Origin of the sequence: Thermomonas sp. (assembly GCF_029945965.1) — a bacterium.
Lineage (GTDB): Bacteria > Pseudomonadota > Gammaproteobacteria > Xanthomonadales > Xanthomonadaceae > Thermomonas.
In genome coordinates this window covers 184,199-201,502 of record NZ_JAQSDO010000008.1, presented here as the reverse complement: position 1 = coordinate 201,502, position 17,304 = coordinate 184,199, and the positions used below count along the sequence as shown (strand labels likewise).

Below are 17,304 nucleotides of genomic sequence, written 5' to 3'. Positions count from 1 at the left end.
CGTCGCACAAATAAAAACGGGAGCGGTTGCCCGCTCCCGTCGTCATGCTTGCGTTGCTGATTACAGATCGAAACCGAAGCCACCGCCGACCGAGGATTCGCCGCTGCTGAAAGACGCACCCAGCGAGAACGATGCACGATCACCGATGCGCTTGCCGTAACCGACCGATACCGCACCCTGGCTACCCTGCGCGCCCACACCAATCGCGATGCGTCCGTTCGGGCCGCTGCCATTGGCCGCGTTGACCGCCACCTGGGTCATCGCCGTGCCCATCGCACCGATCTGGCTGATGCGCTTGTCGGTCTGCGCGAAACGCACATCCACTTGCTGCTTGTACTGGCTGAAGCTGTCGTTCCAGGCTGCGAACTTGCTGTCGGTGTACGACTTCGAGGAAGTCAGCGTTTGCGTTGCGGTGGTGTCGGTATAAGTCTTCGATGCGGTCAGGGTTGCAGCATCACCTGCAGCCGCATTCGCTTTCGCGGCGGCAACATTGCCGTAGTTCATGCCCTGGATGGTGAAGGTCGGTGCATTGAATACGCCGCCGGTGAAACTCGCGCCGCTACCCATCCAGGTCGCCAGCGTACGCAACTGGCGCACGTTGACTGCATCGAAGTCCTCGGTGCCGTCGGTCATGTGGATGATTTGGTGCTCCCCGCCGGACTTGCCTACGGCAATCACGAAATTGCGATCGGCAATAGCTTGGTAGCCGATGGCGGTACTGCCTGCGTTCAATGCCTGCGCTCCGTTACCGAAGGCACTGCTGAAGGCGCCGCTTGCGGTGTTTTCATAGCCCATGGCGGTGCTATTGGGACCACTGGCGGTGTTGTGATAGCCGAAGGCAGCGCTTTCCACTCCGTAAGAATATTTTTCACTTCCGAAGGCGCTGCTGTCACTAAAAGCCGTGTTGGAATAACCGAAGGCGCTGGCATTGCCGCCAATGGCGGTGTTGAAAGCACCGAAGGCGCTGCTATAGCTGCCGCTGTTCTGGGCGCTTGCCAACTTGTGGAAGCCATACGCACTTGCCTGCGCGTCACAGGTCGAGTTTTCACCCGTGGCACCTTCGCTGTCCTCGACGCCCTCATTGGTTGGACCAGCGATGTCGGTGCCGCCGGCATCCTGGCAAGACCGCTCCGCCGCCAATGCAGGCAGAGACGCGGCGGCAAGCAGCACTGACAACGCCAACGCAAGCCGGGTAGGAACGGGATTGGCATTTCGACGGTTACGCATGTTGGTTCCCCTTGGGTCAAAATCGCCGCGCGGTGGCAGCGAGCTGGATACCACCTCTCTGGTCAACGAGACCTACCTAAAGCTGACCAATGACGACGGCTTCCGTCCGCACGACCGCAAGGCGCTGCTGGCGTTGTCCGCGCACGCGATGCGCCAAGTACTGGTGGACCATGCGCGCCGACAACCTGCTCAACCAAGGACGCTATGCCGAAGCGCTGGCGTTGTCTCGAAAGCGCTGGCTGGACGTGCAAGCTGGCGGCTCGCCGGCCGAAGCCACGCCAAATGCCTTAACGATGCTGGCGCTGGCCGAACTTGCAAACGGTCTTCCGCAACCGGCGCTGGCGCACGCGCGCGACGCGTTGAAAAGCGCGCATACCTCTGCGCCTGACAGCCGTCGCGAAGCCTTCGCCTTGACGACCCTGGCGCGCGCTACTGGCAACTGGCGATGCCCCCGCGTCGGCCGCGCAGGCACGCAAAGCCATCACGATGTTCACAATCGCACTCAGCGCCGATCATCGTGATACCGGCCTCGCCCACGGCGTGCTTGGTCGCGCCTTGCTGGCATCGGGGCAACGCGCAGAAAGTGGAAAGGAAATTTCCTCGGCCATCGGCATCCTGTCGAAGCAAGCATCCTGGTTGCCGGAGTTGGCAGACCTACGCAAGCTGCGCTGACCACCAAAGACCAACTGTCAGCTACTTCCAGCTCTTGATGATCAGCACGCGAAAGAATCAGTGCACGACCCGCGCGCCTTGCAGGTGCGCTGCGCCCTTGATGACATCCGTCCACACCAGCCACGCGGCGGTGCTGTCAACGACCAGCTTCGGGCTGCCGGTCGCATGCCCGCGGCCTTCGAGCTTGGCGACTTCCATCCGCTGCAATTCGCGTGACAGGTCCGGCGTGTAACGCGCCAGCATCAGGGTCTGCACGCCGTTGGTCTCACGCAACCAAGTCACCCACGCCTGCTTCTCACCGATCGCCACGTCCACCCGGCCGAGTACCTGCTTGCCCGAATCCACGACCACCGGCGCCGCGAAGGTATCGCCGGCATCGGTCGTGCGTGCCAGTCGCAGTGCGGGCGTATCGCCGGCTTCGCTATACCAGCCGACCACCGCGTCATTGCCGCTCGCCGCGATAGCCGGACCATTCACCGGGCAACCGGCGATCTTCCAGCCATCGGCATGCACGCTGACCGGTGCGCCCCACTTGCCTGCGTTGCGCCGCACGACTGCGATGTCGCGAATCTCGTCATCACTGCGGTCGCGATAGACCACCAGCGGCCCCTTCGTCGTCATCGCCGCGTCGGTCTGGCAGCAATCGCAGGTCTTGCCATCCAGTTCAATTTCGGTGCCGCGCTCCAGATCCTGGTTGAAATTCAGCGTGCGCAACTGCATCGACCCTTCCGCATCATGTTTCTCGCCGTGCGCTGGCTCTCTTTCGCGACCGTCCAGCCATGCGATGCCGATGCTGTCCTGGCCTTCCGCCCACATCGCGGCGAAGCCGTGCTCGGCTGCCTTTTCGTCGTTGTTGACGCGAGTCATCTGGGGCCAGGTCATGCCGCCATCGCGCGAGCGCGCCAGCACAGTGTCGTAGACCATGGGACTGGTCGCATCGGCCTGCAGCCATTGCATCCAGAGTGCGCCGTCAGGCGTCCCGAGCAGGTGCGGGGTATCCGCCCAGTTGGCTACCAACGACTGGCCGATCGCCACCGTGCGCGGTTGGCTCTGCCAGCCACCCTTGTCGGTGTATGAGCCGAACTGCAGCACATTGCGCCGGCCTTTGATCTGGTTGATCCAGCTCAGCAACAGGCGCCCATCCGGCGCGATGCTGAGGTCGGGCGAAGACGATCCCGCGGCCGCTGGTAGCGCCCAGACTTCATGCTGATAATCGCCATTCGCAACGCGTGTCGCGGGCGCCTCTGGCGCAGCGGGCTTGCAGGCGGCCAGTGCAAGCACGGTCAAGCCAATCAAACATGCATGGGTGGTTTTCAAGACGTTCTCCGTTGCTTCAAGCCGCACGTTCGCGACGTTGACGTTCCAGATGGACCAGTAGCAGCGAGATAGCCGCTGGGGTCATCCCGGGAATGCGTTGCGCCTGGCCCACTGTTTGCGGGCGCACGCGTTCGAGCTTCTGCCGCACTTCCGCCGATAGTCCTTTGGCCGTGGCGTAATCAAAGCCGGTCGGGATCGATGTGGTTTCATGTCGCTGCTGGCGCTGGATCTCTTCGCGCTGGCGCGACAAATAACCCGAATATTTGGTTTCGATTTCGATCTGCTCGGCGACGTTCGCGTCACTCACAGCAGGCCCCAGTTCCGGCACCTGCATCAGGGTCGCATAGTCCAGTTCCGGGCGACGCAGCAGGTCGATGGCATTGGTCTCGCGGCTGACCTCGATGCCGATGTGGCGCGCGATGGCGGCACCAAGTGCATTGTTCGGCGATGCCCACAAGGCTGATAGGCGCGCGGTCTCGATCTCCACCGCCTCGCGCTTGGCCTCGAAACGCTGCCAGCGCGCGTCGCCGACCAGCCCCAGCTCACGGCCGATGGCGGTCAACCGCACATCGGCATTGTCCTCGCGCAACTGCAGCCGGTATTCAGCGCGGCTGGTGAACATGCGGTACGGCTCGATGGTGCCCTGGGTAATCAGGTCATCGACCAGAACACCAAGATAGGCCTGATCGCGACGTGGCGACCAGGCCAGTTGTTCATGCACGAAACGCGCGGCATTCACGCCGGCCAGCAAACCTTGTGCCGCGGCTTCTTCATAACCAGTCGTGCCATTGATCTGGCCGGCAAGGAACAGGCCGGTGATTGCTTTTGTTTCCAGCGACGCCTTCAAGCCACGTGGATCGAAATAGTCGTACTCGATCGCATAACCCGGGCGGGTGATGTGTGCCTGCTCGAAGCCGGCAATGCTGCGCACCAGGTCGAGCTGTACATCGAACGGCAGCGAGGTGCTGATCCCGTTTGGATAGATCTCGGTGATATCGAGGCCTTCAGGTTCGACGAAGATCTGGTGGCTGGTCTTGTCGGCGAAGCGCACCACCTTGTCCTCGATCGAGGGGCAGTAGCGTGGCCCCACGCCTTCGATCTGCCCGGAATACAACGGGCTGCGATGCAGCGCGTCGCGAATGATCTGATGGGTGCGCTCGGACGTATGCGTGATCCAGCAGCTGACCTGCGCCGGATGATCGGCGGTGCTGCCCATGAACGAGAACACCGGGCGCGGATCGTCACCGGGCTGCTCCGTCATCACGCTGTAGTCCAGGCTGCGGCCATCGATGCGTGGCGGCGTCCCGGTCTTCAGGCGATCAATCACGAACGGGCGTTCACGCAGTTTGGCGGCCAGCGTGGTCGCCGGTGGATCGCCCATGCGCCCGGCTGCGTACTGGGTTTCGCCAATATGAATCTTGCCGGCCAAAAAAGTGCCAGCGGTCAACACGATGGCCGGCGCATGGAAACGCAATCCGGTATTGGTCAGCACACCGCGAGCGGCATCGCCTTCGATCAGCAGGTCGTCCACCGCGGCCTGGAACACGGTCAGGTTCGGCTGCGATTCCACCGCGCGCCGGATGAAACTCCGATACAAATTGCGATCCGCCTGGCAACGCGTCGCACGCACCGCCGGTCCCTTGCTTGCGTTCAACGTACGCCACTGGATGCCGGCTGCATCCGCGGCTTTGGCCATGATCCCGCCGAGGGCATCGATCTCGCGAACCAGGTGACCCTTGCCGATGCCGCCGATCGCCGGGTTGCAGCTCATCGCGCCCACGGTTTCGATGTTGTGACTGAGCAGCAATGTGTGCGCGCCCGCGCGCGCAGACGCAAGCGCGGCTTCAGTGCCGGCGTGGCCACCACCGATCACGATCACGTCGAAGCTGTAGAAGCTGTCATTCATGCATCGATGATTTTACCCGTGGGCGGACTGCAACACAGGCCGGATGCGTATTGCATAGGCTTGGCACGGACTTGGCACGGTTCCTGCTTTATCCCTGTCAGCACTCGGCGTGGCACGCCACAAGCGATAACCAGCATTGGAACAGGGGCTGGTTCTGCGCACGACGAGGACGCTCGGGGGCCGGCTGTCGGGGGACAGCCGGCCCCCATTTTTTTGTTCAGGATTTCTTCCGGATTTCTGCCCGATTTTTCGGAGCCGCTTTTCCGGTGATAACCAGCGCGCGAATGGGCTGGTTGAAGAGGTGCCGGCGACTGCAGGGTAACGGAACAGGGGGGATCCGGAGGTCCCCACAGGTCGCCGGCAAAGAAAGCTTACCTTGTTCGGGTCGCAGACTGACACGTATTGTCAGGCGTACTCCGACGAGTGGTGCGTGCGTTCGTGATGAACGTCACGCTATTCCTCTGGAGGCGTATTGCGCTTGCCCTGCGTACGAGCGGCACCACCGATGAACCCACCCATTCGCGACGACGATTCACTGCGTTCGCGGATCACCGGCGCGCTTGGAGCAGGTCGTTGCTGGCGAGGAGGCGCTTCCAATAGTGACTCTTGGCGTGGGCGCCGGATGGGGCGCTGGCGATAGTCACCATTGTCGTCACGATTGCGATAGCCACTTTGGTCTTCATCGCGCTGCTGCAGGCGGCCCAGGTCACGCCACGGTGGTGGCCTGTCACTATGGTTGCCGTTGCCGCCGTCATTATCATCGCCATCATGGTCGTCGCGGTCACCATGACCGCGGTGGGGACGCGGCCGATACCAGCCATTGCCACCGTAATACGGGGATCCGTAATACCCACCTGGATAGCCATACACCAGCCGGCCAAAGGGGTCGTAGTAGTAACTCGACTCGAACCCGTAGCCGCCAGAGCCATATCCCAACCCGAAGCTACCGTAATAGCCATTCGTGCCGACGTTTCGATATTCCACGCGTGGCTGGCCGTAGTAATAGTCGCCATTGCCGTTGCGATAGTTGTAATCCGTCGCACAACCAGCCAGTACGGCGGTGGCGAGCATTGGAAGCAGCAATTTGCGAAGCATGATGCGATCCCCTTTGGCATTTCGTCCGATACCCACACAGCATCGCCCTGTCGCGTTGAATCCGTGCTTAATCCAGTCTCATGGGCGTATTGATTGCCTGAATCATTCAGTCGCAAGTTGCTGCGTTAGCATGCGTACATGATGTCTTCCAACGATACCCTGCCCCGCTTCGCCGACGTGCTTGCCGCCGCCGCGCGCATCGCTGCGCATGCTCGACTGACGCCGATCGCAAGTTCCCGTTCACTGGATGCGATCAGCGGCGCGCGCCTGCATTTCAAGTGCGAGCAGTTGCAACGTGTGGGCGCATTCAAGTTCCGCGGTGCGTGCAATGCGGTGTTTGCGCTGGATGCCGATACGGCAGCACGCGGCGTGGTCACGCACTCCTCCGGCAACCATGGCGCCGCGCTGGCGCTGGCTTCGCAGCTTCGCGGCATCGCCTGCCATGTGGTGGTGCCGGAAGGTGCGGTTCGCAGCAAACTCGAGGCGATCGAAGCCAGCGGTGCCGTACTACATCGATGTGCCGCGAACCTGAGTGCACGCGAAGCTGCCTGTGCGCAGGTGCAAGCCGATACCGGCGCGACATTGGTACATCCGTACACGACGACGGAGGTGATTGCAGGACAGGGCACGGCCGCACTGGAGTTGCTGACTGCACATCCCGATCTTGACGCCTTGGTCGTGCCGGTCGGTGGCGGCGGACTGGCCGCGGGTACCGCGCTGACGATGCAGGCGCTGGCGCCAAACTGCCGACTCTTTTTGGCCGAACCCGCCGGTGCCGACGATGCCGCACAGTCGTTCGCGCGCGGTGTACTTGAACACGACGTAATACCAGACACGATTTGCGATGGCCTGCGTGCCGGCATGGGCGCGATCAATTTCGAACTCCTGCGCAACAGCAATGCACGCGTGCTGACCGTCGACGATGCACAGACCATTGCCGCGATGCGCCTGCTGTGGTCGCGCGGTAAGCAATTGGTGGAGCCGTCATCGGCCACGGTACTTGCGGCGGTGCTGGCAAATTCCGCGTTGTTCGAAGGCAGCAAGGTCGGCCTGATCCTGTCGGGCGGCAACGTAGACCTCGACGCATTGCCGAAGTTGTTCGCACTCGTGACGGCAAGCGCCGCCTGACCAGTCTGGAAGCAGGCGGTCCGCCGGTCAGCGCCGCCGAATCGGAATCCGCGACAACGGCACCGAAGCGACATCGATGCCGTCTTCCCGAATCGGCGTGCCGGCCTCGGGTGCCCACGCCATCGCGCTGATGGTTTCCCAAGTCGCCGGCAACAATCCGTCCTCGCCGCGCATGCCGTCGTAAGCCTGCGCAGCGGCGGTGAAGCGCCTACGCCCGGTCAGCGTGGGCCGGCGTGAATGCAACGCATTGGTCGCGCCAATCGCACGTAGCTCGCGCATCAGCGACGGCAGGTCCTGGTAGTGCGTTGTATCCACTTCGCGGTCGATCACCGGCTGGTGGAAGCCCGTGCGCACCAACGCATCACCGAAGCCGGCGATGTCACCGAACGGGCTGACATGCGGGCGATCATCGGCGTGCGCGAAAGCGTCGCGCAACTCCCAAAGCGTCTCAGGGCCGAACGTCGAAACCAGCAACAAGCCTTGCGGCTTGAGCACGCGGCGGAAGCCGGCCAATACCGCATCGAGATCATCCACCCACTGCAGGCACAGGTTGGAGAACAGCACGTCTACCGATCCGTCCGCCAACGGCAGCGCGCGTGCATCCGCGCATAGCGCCTGCGGTGTACGCGCGAATAAATTCCAGCGCGACGTGTCCCAGCGCGACGATCCGCTCCGAACCTGCTGCAGCATCGGCAATGCGATATCCAGCGCGAGTACCTGCGCCTTCGGCCAGCGTTTTTGCATCGTCATCGCCGCGCTGCCGGTGCCGCACCCAAGGTCGAGCACACGCTGCGGCGGTTCGCGCTTGAGCGCGGGGTCATCCAGATAATCCAGCGACTCCAGCAGGCGAGCTTCTACCTGATGCTGCAGTTGTGCGGCTGCCGCGTAACTGGCTGCAGAACGCGAGAACGCGCGGCGCACCTGGCGTGAATCGAATAGAGGTGCATTCATGCACTTGTGCCTGCGACGTCATCGAGAAAGTCGAGCAGATGCCGCGCGACCACGTCGGTGTGGGTCAGGAAGGGCGCATGCCCGGCATGCTCAACTTGCGCATGGCGTGCGTTCGGGGTGGTGCTTGATGCCTGCTGCATCGCCCGCGGATCGACCAGCCGGTCGCGACGCCCGGCAAGCCACAGGCTTGGCACGCCCAGTGTCGCCAACGATCCTCGCAGATCGCTGTTTTCCAGCAAGGCCAAGCCATCGGCCAGCACATGCGGCGCGGGTTCGCCGCGCGCGAACAGGTCCTGCTGCAGCATCCGCAATTCGTCGCGGGCATGATCGGAACCGAATGCTTCCAGCGCGATGAAGCGTTCCAGCGTGCCGCGCCAGTCGTCGCGCAGTCCGTCGGCGAAACTGCGGAACACCTCCACCGGCATGCCCTGTGGCCAGTCATCACTACGCACGAACTTCGGCGTGGCGCACAGCATGATCAGTGCAGGCACGCGGTGTGGCTGCGTGTTTGCTGCATTCAAGGCAAGCAATCCACCCAGCGACCAACCGCACCAGGACGCCGCCGGAACGGCATCCAGGATCGCTTGCGTGGTGGCTTCAAGCGTCAGTGGCACATCGCAATCACGACTGTCGCCATGGCCAGGAAGATCAACGATGTGCAGCGTGCGCGTGGCCTTCAATCGTTCGACGAGTGGCGCGAACACGCCGCCGTGCATCGCCCAGCCATGCAGCAACACCAGCGGTGGGCCACGACCAATCACTTCCACATGCAAGCCGCTCATGCCGGCACCACTTCCTTCGCATGCGCGAGTGCATCCAGCAGGCCATCCACATCGCTTGCCGTATGTGCCGCGCTCAGCGTGATGCGCAAGCGTGCTTGGCCTTCAGGTACGGTCGGCGGGCGGATCGGCGCGACCCAATAGCCTTGGTCTTCCAGCGCTACCGCCATCGTCATTGCACGTGCGTCGCTGCCACACAGCATGGGTTGGATCGCAGTGTCCGATGCCATCAATTCGAGACCACGCGCGTGTGCACCTTCGCGCAGCTGGCCGATGCGCGCCTGCAGCTGTTTGCGCAGGTCATCGCCATCGCGTGCGATGCGCACGGCTTCGAGCGTTGCCACGCACTGCGCAGGTGGCAACGCGGTGGTGTAGATGTGTGGACGCGCGGTTTCCGCGAGATGCGCAATGAGATCTTCGTCGCCAACGACAGCGGCGCCGTAGCTGCCAAGTGCCTTGCCGAACGTCACCAATTGCAATGGCACATCGCGCACATGCAATCCTGCAGCAGCGACACTGCCGCGCCCATTTGGCCCAAGCACGCCGATGCCGTGCGCATCATCGACATACAAGACTGCCTGCTGATGACGGGCAACATCGGCCAGCGCACGCAACGGTGCGATATCACCATCCATTGAAAACACGCCATCGCTGGCGAGCAATGCCGCGCCATCAGCATGCGCAGCAAGCTGGCGTGCGGCGGCATCGACATCGGCATGCGGATAGCGTTTCAACGCACAACCAGACAGCCGTGCGGCATCGATCAGGCTGGCGTGATTGAGCTTGTCCTGCACGCAGACGTCGCCAACGCCCAGCATGGCCTGCACCACCGCGAGGTTGGCCATGAAACCACTGCCGAACAGCACCGCGCGCGGTGCCTGCAACCAGTCGGCAAGCTCGTGCTCAAGCGTATCGTGCGCGGCAGTATGGCCGCAGACCAGATGCGATGCAGTCGCGCCGGCGCCATGTGCCTGCGCGCCATCGCGCAATGCAGCGACCACGCGTGGATGCCGCGACAAGCCGAGATAGTCGTTACCGCAGAATTCCAGCAACCACTGACCCTTGCCGTGCATACCGACGACTTCGCAACGCAGGCCATCACGTCGTGTGATCGTCCGCGTACGCCGTCTACGCGACTCAGCCTCGCGCTGCGCGCGCATGGCGAGCACGCGTTGCTCAAGCGATTCGCGCATGATTCAGGCGGCTTCGGTGATGCCGGCATGCACCGTGGTGCTGCATGTGGGGATCGCATCGTCGGCGGCTGTTTCGATCTGCATCGGCCGTAATCCCAGTCGTGCAAACAAGGCCTGGTCGCGTTCGGTATCCGGGTTGCCGGTAGTCAGCAATTTCTCGCCATAGAAGATCGAATTGGCGCCGGCAGCGAAACACAGCGCCTGCAATTCGTCGCTCATCGATTCGCGCCCGGCAGACAAGCGCACCATCGAACGCGGCATCATGATCCGCGCCGCCGCAACTGTGCGCACGAACTCGAACGGATCGATCTCGGCGGTGCCTGCAAGCGGCGTGCCTTCGACCTGCACCAACCGGTTGATCGGCACCGAATCCGGATGCGCCGGCAGGTTGGCCAGTGCCTGCAACAAACCTGCGCGCTGACTACGCGATTCGCCCATGCCGACGATGCCACCGCTGCAGGTCTTCATGCCGACATCGCGCACATGGCCGAGGGTGTCGAGCCGATCCTGATATTCGCGGGTGTGGATGATCTCGCCGTAGAACTCCGGCGCGCTGTCCAGGTTGTGGTTGTAATAATCCAGGCCGGCATCGCGCAAGGCATGCGCCTGCGGCTCGCTGAGCATGCCCAGGGTTGCACAGGTTTCCAGACCGAGGGATTTCACCTCGCGGATCATCGCTGCGACCTTGGGGATGTCGCGGTCCTTCGGGCTGCGCCAGGCCGCGCCCATGCAGAAGCGCGACGCACCCGCGGCCTTGGCCTGCTTGGCCTTGGCGACCACGTCCTCGGTGGCCATCAACTTCGTGGCATCGACACCCGTGTGATATCGCGCGGCTTGCGGGCAGTAGCCGCAATCCTCCGGGCAGCCACCGGTCTTGACCGACAGGAGGGTGCTGACCTGGACCTCCGCGGGGTCGAAGTGCTGGCGATGCGCGGTGCCGGCAACGTGCAGTAGCTCAGTGAACGGCAGCTCGAACAGGGCCTCGACCTCGGTCCGCGACCAGTCGTGGCGAACCGGGAAGTGGTTGGCGGGGGCAATACTGACGGCAGGCATGGGGATTCCCCGAGGGATATGGCGTGGGCAATGCAGCAGTCTGGAAAGCATGACGCCGACTGTCAACCTGAGCCAAACCCAAAAAGTTGACGACGGACGCCTAGCACCCCTGCGCTGGCTGTTTGCCTTGCATTGCATGGTCTGCGGCGAAGCCGGGCAGGACGGTCGTGACCTCTGCCGCGCCTGCCATGCCGCCCTGCCCTGGCAAGGCCCGGCCTGCCTGCGTTGTGCATTGCCCTTGCCCAGCCCGGGTACCTGTGGTGCCTGTCTGCAGCATCCACCGCCACTGACGGAAACACATGCGGCATTCGACTACGCGTTTCCGCTGGATCGATTGCTGCCGCGACTGAAGTTTCATCGCGATTTCGCCAGCGGTCGGGTGTTGACGCAGGCAATGACCCACCACTGCGCGCAGCTCACCCGACCCGATGCGTTACTGCCCTTGCCCTTGCATCGCGGGCGACTGCGCCGACGTGGCTACGACCAGGCCTTGGAGCTCGCGCGCCCGCTAGCCCGCGGATTGGAATTGCCACTGCTGGATAACGTGTTGAAACGGTCGAAATCGACCAGCGCGCAATCCCGACTGGATGCGGCTGCGCGCAAACGCAACCTGCGCGGCGCATTCCGTATCGTGCCGGGCGCATCCTTGCCTGCCCACATCGTGCTGGTCGATGACGTGATGACTACTGGCGCTACGCTGCATTCTGCTGCAAGGGTGTTGCTTGCCGGTGGCGCCCGCCGCGTGGATGCCTGGGTCTGCGCCCGGGTTGCGTGAGCGCCTGGATTCGCTACGGCTTTGTCAACGCGAAATGCAGGGCGATGCCGGCGAAGACCGTGGCCCCCACCCAGTGGTTATGCAGGAACGCACGGAAGCAGGCATCGCGACTGCGACTGCGTGCAATCAGGAACTCGTAGACGATCAATGCGGCGGCAACCGCGAGTGCGGCCCAGTACCAGCCACCGAGCCCGGCCTGACGGCCCACCAAGAACAGCGCAAACAACATGCAGGCATACACCACGCCCAGCGCGACCAGGTCCATTTCGCCGAACAGGATTGCGGTGGACTTCGCGCCCATGCGCAGATCGTCCTCGCGGTCGACCATCGCATACCAGGTGTCGTAGGCGGTTGCCCAGAAGATATTGGCCAGGTACAGCACCCAGGCGATCGCCGGGACTTTGCCGGTGATCGCCGCGAATGCCATCGGGATTCCCCAGCCGAACGCCACCCCGAGATAGACCTGCGGCAGGTAGGTGTGTCGCTTCAGATAGGGGTAGCTGGCAGCTAGCGCCACGCCGACCACGCTCATGTAGATGGTCAGGCGGTTCATGGTCAGCACGAATGCAAACGCGACCAGCATCAGCGCGGCGAACACGGCCAGCGCTTCGCGACCAGATACCGCACCACTTACCAGCGGACGCTGGCGCGTGCGCTCGACCGCACCATCCAGCCAGCGGTCGGCATAGTCATTGATCACGCAACCCGCCGAACGGGTCAGCCATACGCCCAGGCTGAACACCAGCAGCGGCCACAGCGGCGGCATGCCGTCCGCGGCCAGCCAGAGTGCCCACCAGGTTGGCCAGAGCAACAACAGCCAGCCAATCGGGCGGTCGCCACGCACCAGACGCCAGTATTGGTGCAGGCGCTCACGCCAATACGGCGGAGGTTCGGGCGAAGCCGGCAATGGGGGAGCGTCGCGTTCGTAGGCCATGGCGACAAGCCTACCAGTGGGACGGGCGGCGGCAATCATGCGAGAATGCCGACCCGTGACGCACAGCGCCGCGCGGCATGCGCCCGTAGCTCAGCCGGATAGAGTAGTGGCTTCCGAAGCCATTGGTCGGGGGTTCGAATCCCTCCGGGCGCACCATCTCGCAACATTTTTTCGAAGTCGGGATTCCCGGCCTTCGCGCGCAGCGCTCAGGCATTCATTGCCGCGCGAACCAGTGATTTGCAATCAGTTTGTAGCACTTAAAACGAAACGGCCCGCTTGCGCGGGCCGTTTGTGTTGATGCTGCTTTCTTGGATCAGTTGACGCTGACCGCGCTCCACGCCGCTGCCACCGCGTTGTACTTGGCGGAACCGTTGCCATACAGGTCTGCGGCCGCGCTCAGGGTTGATGCACGGGCATTTGCGTAGTTGGTGCCGGACGTCATGTAAACCGTCAGCGCGCGGTACCAGATCTTCTCCGCGGCGCTACGGCCAATGCCGGTGATCGAGGTGTTGCCGTTGCAGACCAGCGATGCAGGAGTTAGTCCCTTGGGAGTACCGACACCAAAGCCAGCCGGCACCACCGCGCCTTCCGCCAAAAGGTAGTAGAAGTGATTGGCAACACCGGAGCTGTAGTGAACATCGAGACCACCGATGTTCGGTGCATAGCAATCCGGCGACGCACCATCCAGGCTGGGCTTGAACATCCAGCGGAGCGCATTGTAACCATTCGTGTTGTTCGGGAACAACTTCTCGCCGATCACGTAGTCGGGGGTGTCGTTGGCGTCGTTGGTAAAGTATTCGACCATCGAACCGAAAATGTCGGAGTTCGCTTCATTCAGGCCGCCGGACTCACCGCTGTAGGTCAAGTTGGCGCTGCGGCTCATGACGCCATGCGACATCTCGTGGCCCGCCACATCCAGCGCAACCAGTGGCAGGATCGACGCGCCATTGTCGCCATCGCCAAAGGTCATGCAGAAGCAGCTATCGCTCCAGAACGCATTTTGGTAGTTGCGGCCGTAATGCACGCGGCTCAGCGCGCCTTTGCCATCATTGGCGATGCCGTTGCGGCCATGCACGACCTTGTAGTAATCAAAGGTCATGGCAACGCCGAAATGGGCGTCCGCGGCAACCGTCTGCGAATTGCTGAGAAGGCCATTGCCCCAGGTATTGTCGGTATCAACTAAGTCGCTACCGAGACCTGACGTCTTGAGCGCCATATTGGAGGTCTTGCCACCACCACGGGTGAGATCAGTCAGTTGGTACTGGCCGTTGCACGAGGACGTATTGAGGACAACGCTGCCAAGGGTCAGCGAGTTGCCAGTGCCCACAGCGGCGGTCGCCGTGCAGCCGCCACCGCCCGGACCCGGCCGCGCAGTTTCGATGCCATCCCATTGGGCGAGGATCTTGCCGCTGCGAGCATCGACGAAATAATGCATTTCGGTCGGCGTCTGGTCGGCCTTGATGCCATTGAGGATCACTTCATGTGCAAGCACCGGGCTGGCGCCACGCGCGTAGATCACCAGGCGCGAGGACGGTGCACCGACGAAGTTGCCGCCGAAATGTGCGCCGGCTTCCACTATCGCCTCGTCGCTGCTGATGCCCGGCGTGGTGCTCGGACGGTTACTAGTGCTCAGGGTCTGACTGATCTTGCTAACTTGGTCATTGCGCGAATGCACGACGAAGTCGCCACCGATCACCGGCAACCCGTTATAGCTGCGCTGGAAGCGAACGTGTTCGGTGCCATTGGCATCGACGATCGCATCGTTCGCGTCGAAGGTATCAGCCTCGGCGCGGCGTGCGGCAATGGAAGCGGAGCCATTGATAAAGGCGGTGGCGCGACTGATGACGGCGTCTCTCTGGATTTTGGCGGCTTCGGCGGCTTCGGCGGGAGACTGCTTGTCGGCGGCAACGGCAGAACTTGACATGGCAAGTCCGGAAGCGACGGCAAGACTCAATAGGCAGATCTGGACTTTCATGGCATGTTCTCCGTGGTGATCAGGACCGGCCGCTAGTGCGCCGGAGGGTGGCTTGGTTGCCGGGTGCATTGGCGGCGCGTGCCGCCGAAACAGGCGCGTTCAGGGGTTTAGGTGGTTGCAGGGCGGCGCCGTCGAAATACGATACGTACAAGTGGGTGCCACGCGGCGAATAGCCGATGAAGGTTGCCGCAAACGCTGGTTCATAGGCATGGTTGTATGCGGATGACAGCTTTGCATTTTCGGTTTCGATCAGGACGCCAAGGCTCTCCGGCTTGTCCAGCGACGCGTTGTACTCCTGCAGCGCCTGTCGCGCTTGCTGGTAGAACGGGATCAGCTGGCTGCGCCCACGCATGGACTTGGCGAAGAACTGGCGGTAGTAGTACATGGGCTGGCGCAGGCGCGGCAGGACCTTGATCACGGCCGTGCCCACGCCGCAGATCGCGCCCGACTCGTCACGGGCGATGCAGACGGCCTGGGTCGCGCGCATCGCGGCAGCAGCATCGTCAACAATCGCCTTGTTGCTACGCCAGAACGCCATCAACTCTTCGCCCAGTACCGGGGTGACCTTCTTCCAGACCGGGATAACCTCGACCTTCACTGTGCTTTGCCCTTCGCCGCTTCTTTCGGTGCCAGGGTTTGCACCAGCTTCAGGTATTCGCCAAATTGCAGCTTTCCGTCCTTGTTGGCGTCGAAGCTGGACAACGGCGGCGCCGACTTCCCTGCACTCTTGACCAGGATCAGCTTGTTGTATTCGGATGGATCGATCGTACCGCTCTTGTTGACGTCAATCGTCATGAATTGCCTGCGCAACTGGGCCTCGAACTGGGTGGCGCGGCGCACCTGCTCCCAGCCATTGCGGAATTCCTGCGGCGACAGGCTGCCGCTATGGTCGACATCCCATACGGTGAATGCGGCGTCCGCAGGATTCGGTTGAGCTTGAACCGGTGCCGCCGGTTTGGTTTGTGCATCAACAACAGCGCTGGCAGATGCGAGTGCAAATGAAAGCCCTACGAGGAAGAATGCGCGGTTCATGCGTTTACGGGCTCCGTAGGCAAATCAGATTCAAACGTGATCAGATCGCGGATCTCGGCGGTGCGCAAGCCGATCATCATCGGGTTCTTCACGTTGGGAAGAAAGCTGATGTCGAAGATTTCGGTGATGTCGCCTTCGAAGCGGATCCAGTTCGAAACGTCGCCATTGGTCAGCGAAACGATCTGCACGCCGCACCATGGCTCGGCATCGCGCTTCTTCAGCTCTTCGTCCAGCTGCAGGCCTTCGAAGCGCTGGTTGCGCGGCTTGGACAGCCCGACCGCAGCTACATTGCCGATGATTGACAGGCCACGGGCGAAACCCGGCACGAAGGTATGCGGCACGAATTTCTTGGTTTCGAAATCGACCCAGCCAAGGAAGCCGGTGCCGGCGTTCAGCAGCCACAGCTTGCCGTCGTGCCAGCGCGGCGAGTGCGGCATCGACAGGCCTTCGCAGACGATCTCGTCGGTCTCCACGTCGATCACCACGCCGCCATCCTGGCGGCGGTCGCGCCAGCCATCAACGCTGTCGCTTTTGCAAACTGCAGTCACGTACTTCGGGCGTCCATCGACCATCGCCAGGCCATTGAGGTGGCAACGATCTTCGGGCGCCAGCTTGCTGATGAACTTCGGCTTCCAGATCGCCTTGAAGCTGTGGGTCTGGCTCAGTTCGGCCAGGCACGAATACTTCGTGTTGACGAACACTACCTTGCCATTGCTGCAGATGCCGAGCTCGTGGATGTCGAGGTCGCCAATGGTCTGCGCGTTGCGCGGCACGTAGCACTTGTCGAACTGGCCGTGGATGACCTCGTTCGGACGCAGCACGTTCTCGAATCGCCACAGCTGGTACAGGCCGCCCAGGTAAATGCGCTGGGCATTGCCGACGATCCCCATCGCGCGCTCGAAGATGCGCTCGAAGAATGACACCCGGCCCTGCTTGTCGCTGCCAACCAGGTAGATGCGCCCGGTCTGGTAGGAGGAAATGGCCAGCGACAACTTGTGCTGCCCCAACCACCCTGCCAATCCACGGGAGCAGCTTTTCTCGACCTTCATCTTGGTGAGGTCTTTCGGTTGCCTGTCTGCCTGGGCCGGTGCCGAGGCAGCCGGTGCTGGCGCTTCCACGCCGACCTGGTCCAGGCCGGTGTCGATCTCAGCCTTCCCGGAAGTTTCCTGGATGGGCGTTGCGTCTGGTGTTTTTTCGTTTGCCACGTGGTCTTCCAACTGCGGATGTCGCGGGCCTGGCATCACGCCAGGCCCGTACCTGCTTGCGA

Annotated in this window: 16 protein-coding genes, 1 tRNA gene and 1 pseudogene; 5 read left to right on the top strand and 13 right to left on the bottom strand. The window is 62.5% G+C overall.

Features of this window, described 5'->3' with window-relative positions:
* Positions 1 to 60: 60 nt before the first annotated feature.
* On the bottom strand, positions 61 to 1,227 hold the full coding sequence (locus PSV05_RS04005) for a YadA-like family protein (protein WP_300061809.1): 1,167 nt from the start codon (positions 1,225 to 1,227) through the stop codon (positions 61 to 63).
* Between the two features lie 170 nt (positions 1,228 to 1,397).
* Here PSV05_RS04005 and PSV05_RS04000 point away from each other — a divergent pair, with 170 nt between their 5' ends.
* Positions 1,398 to 1,748: a hypothetical protein gene (locus PSV05_RS04000; RefSeq protein WP_300061807.1), complete on the top strand. Its 351-nt coding sequence runs from the start codon at positions 1,398 to 1,400 to the stop codon at positions 1,746 to 1,748.
* Positions 1,714 to 1,899: a hypothetical protein gene (locus tag PSV05_RS03995; protein ID WP_300061804.1), complete on the top strand. Its 186-nt coding sequence runs from the start codon at positions 1,714 to 1,716 to the stop codon at positions 1,897 to 1,899. Before PSV05_RS04000 ends, PSV05_RS03995 begins: the two co-directional genes overlap by 35 nt.
* Before the next feature lie 57 nt (positions 1,900 to 1,956).
* On the opposite strand, the gene PSV05_RS03990 is transcribed toward PSV05_RS03995, so the two are convergent.
* The 3 genes from PSV05_RS03990 to PSV05_RS03980 form a co-directional block, all read right to left on the bottom strand.
* On the bottom strand, positions 1,957 to 3,216 hold the full coding sequence (locus tag PSV05_RS03990; RefSeq protein WP_300061802.1) for a hypothetical protein: 1,260 nt from the start codon (positions 3,214 to 3,216) through the stop codon (positions 1,957 to 1,959).
* A 16-nt stretch (positions 3,217 to 3,232) separates the two neighbouring features.
* Entirely contained in the window at positions 3,233 to 5,122 is a 1,890-nt protein-coding gene (gene mnmG / locus PSV05_RS03985; protein ID WP_300061799.1) for a tRNA uridine-5-carboxymethylaminomethyl(34) synthesis enzyme MnmG, read from the bottom strand.
* Between the two features lie 453 nt (positions 5,123 to 5,575).
* Positions 5,576 to 6,217 carry a hypothetical protein gene (locus PSV05_RS03980; protein WP_300061796.1) on the bottom strand — a complete coding sequence of 214 codons (642 nt, stop codon included), beginning with the start codon at positions 6,215 to 6,217 and terminating at the stop codon, positions 5,576 to 5,578.
* A 138-nt stretch (positions 6,218 to 6,355) separates the two neighbouring features.
* On the opposite strand from PSV05_RS03980, the gene PSV05_RS03975 reads away from it, so the two are divergent.
* Positions 6,356 to 7,345, top strand: coding sequence for a pyridoxal-phosphate dependent enzyme (locus tag PSV05_RS03975; protein WP_300061793.1), 990 nt, complete (start codon positions 6,356 to 6,358; stop codon positions 7,343 to 7,345).
* Positions 7,346 to 7,372: 27 nt separating this feature from the next.
* Here the strand turns inward: PSV05_RS03975 and bioC are convergent, their stop codons facing one another.
* The 4 genes and pseudogenes from bioC to bioB form a co-directional block, all read right to left on the bottom strand.
* Complete coding sequence (gene bioC / locus PSV05_RS03970) at positions 7,373 to 8,296, bottom strand: malonyl-ACP O-methyltransferase BioC (RefSeq protein ID WP_300061790.1); 924 nt, start codon at positions 8,294 to 8,296, stop codon at positions 7,373 to 7,375.
* Positions 8,293 to 9,069 carry a pimeloyl-ACP methyl ester esterase BioH gene (gene bioH, locus PSV05_RS03965; RefSeq protein ID WP_300062258.1) on the bottom strand — a complete coding sequence of 259 codons (777 nt, stop codon included), beginning with the start codon at positions 9,067 to 9,069 and terminating at the stop codon, positions 8,293 to 8,295. The genes bioC and bioH overlap by 4 nt, the downstream gene beginning before the upstream one ends.
* A 5-nt stretch (positions 9,070 to 9,074) precedes the next feature.
* Positions 9,075 to 10,268, bottom strand: coding sequence for an 8-amino-7-oxononanoate synthase (gene bioF, locus PSV05_RS03960; RefSeq protein ID WP_300061787.1), 1,194 nt, complete (start codon positions 10,266 to 10,268; stop codon positions 9,075 to 9,077).
* 75 nt (positions 10,269 to 10,343) lie between these two features.
* Positions 10,344 to 11,321, bottom strand: a pseudogene (gene bioB, locus PSV05_RS03955) (biotin synthase BioB); the annotation flags it as partial.
* 49 nt (positions 11,322 to 11,370) lie between these two features.
* Between bioB and PSV05_RS03950 the strand changes: the two are divergent.
* A complete protein-coding gene (locus PSV05_RS03950) occupies positions 11,371 to 12,096 on the top strand; it encodes a ComF family protein (RefSeq protein WP_300061784.1) in 726 nt (241 codons plus the stop codon).
* A 13-nt stretch (positions 12,097 to 12,109) separates the two neighbouring features.
* Here PSV05_RS03950 and ubiA read toward each other — a convergent pair whose 3' ends face one another.
* Complete coding sequence (gene ubiA / locus PSV05_RS03945; RefSeq protein WP_300061781.1) at positions 12,110 to 13,030, bottom strand: 4-hydroxybenzoate octaprenyltransferase; 921 nt, start codon at positions 13,028 to 13,030, stop codon at positions 12,110 to 12,112.
* Positions 13,031 to 13,109: 79 nt separating this feature from the next.
* On the opposite strand from ubiA, the gene PSV05_RS03940 reads away from it, so the two are divergent.
* A tRNA-Arg gene (locus PSV05_RS03940) sits at positions 13,110 to 13,186 on the top strand.
* Between the two features lie 157 nt (positions 13,187 to 13,343).
* Here the strand turns inward: PSV05_RS03940 and PSV05_RS03935 are convergent.
* The 4 genes from PSV05_RS03935 to PSV05_RS03920 all read right to left on the bottom strand — a co-directional run bounded on the left by PSV05_RS03935 (position 13,344) and on the right by PSV05_RS03920 (position 17,242).
* A complete protein-coding gene (locus tag PSV05_RS03935) occupies positions 13,344 to 14,954 on the bottom strand; it encodes a M4 family metallopeptidase (protein ID WP_300061779.1) in 1,611 nt (536 codons plus the stop codon).
* Positions 14,955 to 15,024: 70 nt separating this feature from the next.
* Positions 15,025 to 15,603, bottom strand: a complete 579-nt coding sequence (locus PSV05_RS03930) for a hypothetical protein (protein WP_300061777.1) — start codon at positions 15,601 to 15,603, stop codon at positions 15,025 to 15,027.
* Positions 15,600 to 16,037, bottom strand: coding sequence for an EF-hand domain-containing protein (locus PSV05_RS03925; RefSeq protein ID WP_300061774.1), 438 nt, complete (start codon positions 16,035 to 16,037; stop codon positions 15,600 to 15,602). Before PSV05_RS03925 ends, PSV05_RS03930 begins: the two co-directional genes overlap by 4 nt.
* Entirely contained in the window at positions 16,034 to 17,242 is a 1,209-nt protein-coding gene (locus PSV05_RS03920; protein ID WP_300061771.1) for a TIGR03032 family protein, read from the bottom strand. The genes PSV05_RS03925 and PSV05_RS03920 overlap by 4 nt, the downstream gene beginning before the upstream one ends.
* Positions 17,243 to 17,304 lie beyond the last annotated feature (62 nt).

Coding starts and splice junctions, on each gene's coding strand:
- mnmG (WP_300061799.1), bottom strand. CDS start 5,122: ATGAATGACAGCTTCTACAGCTTCGACGTGATCGTGATCGGTGGTGGC.
- PSV05_RS03980 (WP_300061796.1), bottom strand. CDS start 6,217: ATGCTTCGCAAATTGCTGCTTCCAATGCTCGCCACCGCCGTACTGGCT.
- bioF (WP_300061787.1), bottom strand. CDS start 10,268: ATGCGCGAATCGCTTGAGCAACGCGTGCTCGCCATGCGCGCGCAGCGC.
- bioC (WP_300061790.1), bottom strand. CDS start 8,296: ATGAATGCACCTCTATTCGATTCACGCCAGGTGCGCCGCGCGTTCTCG.
- PSV05_RS03935 (WP_300061779.1), bottom strand. CDS start 14,954: ATGTCAAGTTCTGCCGTTGCCGCCGACAAGCAGTCTCCCGCCGAAGCC.
- PSV05_RS03950 (WP_300061784.1), top strand. CDS start 11,371: ATGACGCCGACTGTCAACCTGAGCCAAACCCAAAAAGTTGACGACGGA.
- PSV05_RS03925 (WP_300061774.1), bottom strand. CDS start 16,037: ATGAACCGCGCATTCTTCCTCGTAGGGCTTTCATTTGCACTCGCATCT.
- PSV05_RS03995 (WP_300061804.1), top strand. CDS start 1,714: ATGTTCACAATCGCACTCAGCGCCGATCATCGTGATACCGGCCTCGCC.
- ubiA (WP_300061781.1), bottom strand. CDS start 13,030: ATGGCCTACGAACGCGACGCTCCCCCATTGCCGGCTTCGCCCGAACCT.
- PSV05_RS04005 (WP_300061809.1), bottom strand. CDS start 1,227: ATGCGTAACCGTCGAAATGCCAATCCCGTTCCTACCCGGCTTGCGTTG.
- PSV05_RS04000 (WP_300061807.1), top strand. CDS start 1,398: ATGCGCGCCGACAACCTGCTCAACCAAGGACGCTATGCCGAAGCGCTG.
- PSV05_RS03975 (WP_300061793.1), top strand. CDS start 6,356: ATGATGTCTTCCAACGATACCCTGCCCCGCTTCGCCGACGTGCTTGCC.